The organism is Vibrio splendidus 12E03 (genome assembly GCF_000272105.2).
Classification (GTDB): domain Bacteria; phylum Pseudomonadota; class Gammaproteobacteria; order Enterobacterales; family Vibrionaceae; genus Vibrio; species Vibrio splendidus_I.
The window spans coordinates 1-4,018 of sequence record NZ_AJZD02000207.1; the positions used below are offsets into that span (position 1 = coordinate 1).

3 protein-coding genes and 1 pseudogene are annotated in these 4,018 nt (G+C 44.0%); 1 reads left to right on the forward strand and 3 read right to left on the reverse strand.

Features of this window, described 5'->3' with window-relative positions; all coding sequences use genetic code 11:
- Window positions 1–801: transketolase family protein (locus A142_RS13825; protein WP_019826242.1), on the forward strand; the 801-nt coding region annotated here is incomplete at its 5' end.
- Window positions 802–932: 131 nt separating this feature from the next.
- Here A142_RS13825 and A142_RS13830 read toward each other — a convergent pair.
- The 3 genes and pseudogenes from A142_RS13830 to A142_RS13840 all read right to left on the reverse strand — a co-directional run.
- Window positions 933–1,547: a hypothetical protein gene (locus A142_RS13830; RefSeq protein ID WP_019826243.1), complete on the reverse strand. Its 615-nt coding sequence runs from the start codon at window positions 1,545–1,547 to the stop codon at window positions 933–935.
- Window positions 1,548–1,755: 208 nt separating this feature from the next.
- Entirely contained in the window at window positions 1,756–3,318 is a 1,563-nt protein-coding gene (locus A142_RS13835) for a methyl-accepting chemotaxis protein (RefSeq protein WP_019826245.1), read from the reverse strand.
- 197 nt (window positions 3,319–3,515) lie between these two features.
- Window positions 3,516–3,920: pseudogene (locus A142_RS13840) on the reverse strand (Lrp/AsnC family transcriptional regulator); the annotation flags it as partial.
- Between the last annotated feature and the right edge of the window lie 98 nt (window positions 3,921–4,018).

Genomic DNA, 4,018 nt, shown 5'->3' on the forward strand with positions numbered 1-4,018 from the left:
GACTTCTCTGGTAACTACATCCACTACGGTGTACGTGAATTCGGTATGACGGCTATCATGAACGGTATCGCTCTGCACGGTGGTTTCGTACCCTACGGCGCAACGTTCCTAATGTTCATGGAATACGCGCGTAACGCAATGCGTATGGCTGCTCTGATGAAAGTTCAGAACATCCAAGTTTACACGCACGATTCTATCGGTCTTGGCGAAGATGGTCCTACTCACCAACCGGTTGAGCAAATCGCTTCTCTACGTCTGACTCCAAACATGAGCACATGGCGTCCATGTGACCAAGTTGAATCTGCAGTGGCTTGGAAACTGGCTATTGAGCGTAAAGATGGTCCTTCATCTCTAATCTTCTCTCGTCAAAACCTTGCACAACAAGATCGTAACGCAGAGCAAGTAGCTAATATCGCTAAGGGTGGTTACATCCTGAAAGATTGTGCTGGTAAGCCAGAGCTAATCATCATTGCTACAGGTTCTGAAGTTGAGCTTGCTGTTGAAGCAGCAGCACAACTAACAGCTGAAGGTAAAGCAGTACGCGTAGTCTCTATGCCTGCAACTGACGCATTCGATAAGCAAGACGCTGAATACCGCGAATCTGTACTTCCATCTGACGTAACTGCACGTATCGCTGTAGAAGCTGGCATCGCTGACTTCTGGTACAAGTACGTTGGTTTCGGTGGCAAGATCATCGGTATGACAACGTTCGGCGAATCTGCACCAGCGGGTGAGCTATTCAAGATGTTCGGTTTCACTACTGAAAACGTAGTAAACACAGCAAAAGAGATTCTTGCTTAGTCTTGATTAAATTGCCTCACCCTTAAATGGGTTGATGCATACTGAAAGCCCCGTATAAAAATGCGGGGCTTTTTTGTATCTGTTGGCTGTTATCTGTTATCTGTTATCTGTTATCTGTTAGAGACTAAAGACTAGAAGCTAAACCGCGCACCGACTCTAACGGTGTTTTGCTTTAGGTTTTTGCTATAGGTGTAGTCATAACCTGCATCAACGGCAAGCCATGAGATAATCTTAACCGAACTAACAACCCCCAAGCTATTTAAACCATGTTCATAGGTATCTGTATAACTGTAAAACGGTTGTAGCGACCAACGTTCGTTAATCGAAACCACAGAGCCTACTTCACCGATAAACCCTTCATCGTAGTTTTTATTGGTTTCCCTGTTACATGGATCAAGAATGCTATCATTGCGGCACGAAGAGCGTCTCTTAGGTTTCACCCAGTTAACGCCTCCAGAAGCGTACAGTTCAACCTGTTGAGTGATCGACTGGTACCAACCCAATTGAATAGACATATCGGACAAAGTCGTTGAAGATCGTGTGGTCTTCGAAGAGTCGAAACCAACAAACAGAGAATCCGTTACAGCATAATTCCCCCCGAAATAGCCGCCGTAAAGTTGCTTACTGCCTGAGTTATTGTAAGAACCTTCAAAGTAATCTTGAAAGCCATCGTCACTGACTCGTGTATTCTGATATCCCGTATAGAGATAGTGAGAACCCTTTGAAGCCAAGCTTGGGAAACTCATAAGACTGAAACAAAAAACGGTAAAAATAAGGGGGCGCATCTCGGTAACTCAAAATTTGATTAGGATGTTAGAAGTGTAACTCAACGGTAATTGAACGGTGTTCTATTTTTGTTTCAAAGATTTACAAACCGATAATACTAACTTATAAAAAAGCCCTGCAAATTTCGCAAGGCTTTCTCTTATCTCTCATTCAGCTTGTCTTTAACGGTTATTTCTCTTCGAAGCGCTTCGCCAAGTGATAAAACTCATTCACTTGCTCTTTTAGCTCAGTGGAGTGATCTTTCACGGAATGTGTTGCCACTAGGTTTTGCTCGGCAGTCGACGCGATAGACTGCATATGCAGGTTTACATCACTCGATAACTGACGCTGTTTATGCGCGGAGCTTTCAACCGACTGCATCAAATCGTTCATCGATTGCATTAAGGTTTCGACTTCAGACAAGCGCTCTGCACTCACCTTCGCCACATCACCACACGCGTCCGTTTGCTCTCGGTTCGCCAGAATATCCTTTTGCCAGCCTTCAATCGTCGCTAGCATGGTGCCGATACTCTCTTTGATCTGAACCGTCGCCTTTGACGTGCGACCCGATAGCGCACGTACTTCGTCGGCAACCACCGCAAAGCCTCGTCCTTGCTCGCCCGCTCTAGCCGCTTCAATTGCTGCGTTCAGTGCCAACAAGTTGGTCTGTTCGGCGATTCCACCAATCTCTTCCATTATCTTGCTTACGCTCTGCGCTTGGTCGCTCAATTGGTAAGTCGTTTGAGTCGCCTTTTCAGCCTGTGAAGCCAAGCTTTCTAAATTTCGATGGGTTTGATTAATACTCTCTTTAGCGCCAGCACAGGTTTGCAAAGTCACATCAACAATCTGGTGCGCTTCTTCTGTACGAGAAGAGACCTCATTCGCGGTTACTTCAACCTCTTCAGTCGCCTCTCGTACTTGAAGGATGTCTTTTGTTTGTTGGTCTAAGGCTTCTGATACTTCAAATGACGTGGCATTCAGGTTGTCCGCCAAATCCTGTAGTGGCTTGGCTGAGTCTGTCATGCGACCTAGTACCGTGCGGATTCTTGCAGACAATAATTTTAAGTGAAAATCGGCAACAGAGAACTGACTATTGCCTGAATAGACAAGGCGACTGACACTATCGAATTTAGACTGCAGCTTTTTTAACTGCAATGGAGTATCAATGAGCTCTTGTCGGAAAAGCAATGCTAATGCGGAAACAGGAAGTAAGCTCAATAACCATTGCGATACTTGCCCTACTTCGATTAGGTTTGAAATCAAAGGGGCTGCTAAAGAACCGAGTAACACTGCGTAACGAACACTGTCACTGATCTGTAACGACCATTGACGCCCCGACTTCTCAGTCTTCAATAAGCTTTGGTAAGCCTTATCCGCGACTTGTACCCATTCGTTTTTAGGCTTAACACGAACCGATTGGTAGCCACTCACCTTCCCGCCATCATAAATAGGGGTAACGTAAGCATCAACCCAGTAGTAACCACCAGATTGGGTTTTATTTTTTACGATACCGCGCCACGCTTTACCCTGCTTTAGGTTAACCCACATATCGGCAAAAGCCGCTTTCGGCATATCATTATGCCTCACGATGTTGTGGTGTTGCCCTAGCAATTCTTGTTGGCTGTATTCTGCGATGCGACAAAAAGCATCATTACTGTAAGTAATCACACCTTTAAGGTCGGTAGTCGAGACAAGTTGCTCGTTTTCGCTTAGAAGCGTTTCACGAGATTGAGAAGATGAACTGACAGTCATTTATATTAACTTTTGTTAATTATTGTTTTAGGCGAGGAATATATACAATTATTAAAGTTATGACAAAATGTGAACGTCACATTTTATGTAAATGCCTGCTATTTATACAAAAATACGCCTGACACCTCACAAAGCTCAAAGCTTCACGTCTCTTCTCTTCTCTTCTCTTCTCTTCTCTTCTCTTCTCAAATTAGCGGTCATGACTCATCTAAGTTAACTGCAGTGGTAAATTTCACGGTTCTCATAGAAACAGAGGTATGGAACTTGCGAATGTTTAAATCTTTGCGCAGTACTCGTTCAACAAAATCTTCGTAGGCTTGAATGTCTTTGACCGTGACAATCAACATGAAGTCAAAACTGCCCGATATCTGATAGCACTGCGTGACCTCTGACGCCTTAGAAATAGAATGGCGAAAGATCTGATAAATATCCCCTCGGTCTCGTTCCATTTCTACGGACACAACCAAAGTCATCTTACTGCCTGTAAGTTCTGGGTTAATGATAGACACATCACTCACAATCACGCCTTCCTCTCTCAATCGTTTCACTCGCTTTAAGCAAGCAGGCGGTGACAACCCGACCAGCTCTGCTATTGTTAAATTTCACATCATTAAAGCACTGAAAATTACTCTCAATACTCTAATTATTGATATTTCGAGTAAAAATAATTTGAGCATGGGTATTTACTAATGACTCAGTT

Excerpts from the sequence above, each read along its gene's own strand:
- A142_RS13830 (WP_019826243.1), bottom strand. The coding sequence starts at position 1,547 with ATGAGTTTCCCAAGCTTGGCTTCAAAGGGTTCTCACTATCTCTATACG.
- A142_RS13835 (WP_019826245.1), bottom strand. The coding sequence starts at position 3,318 with ATGACTGTCAGTTCATCTTCTCAATCTCGTGAAACGCTTCTAAGCGAA.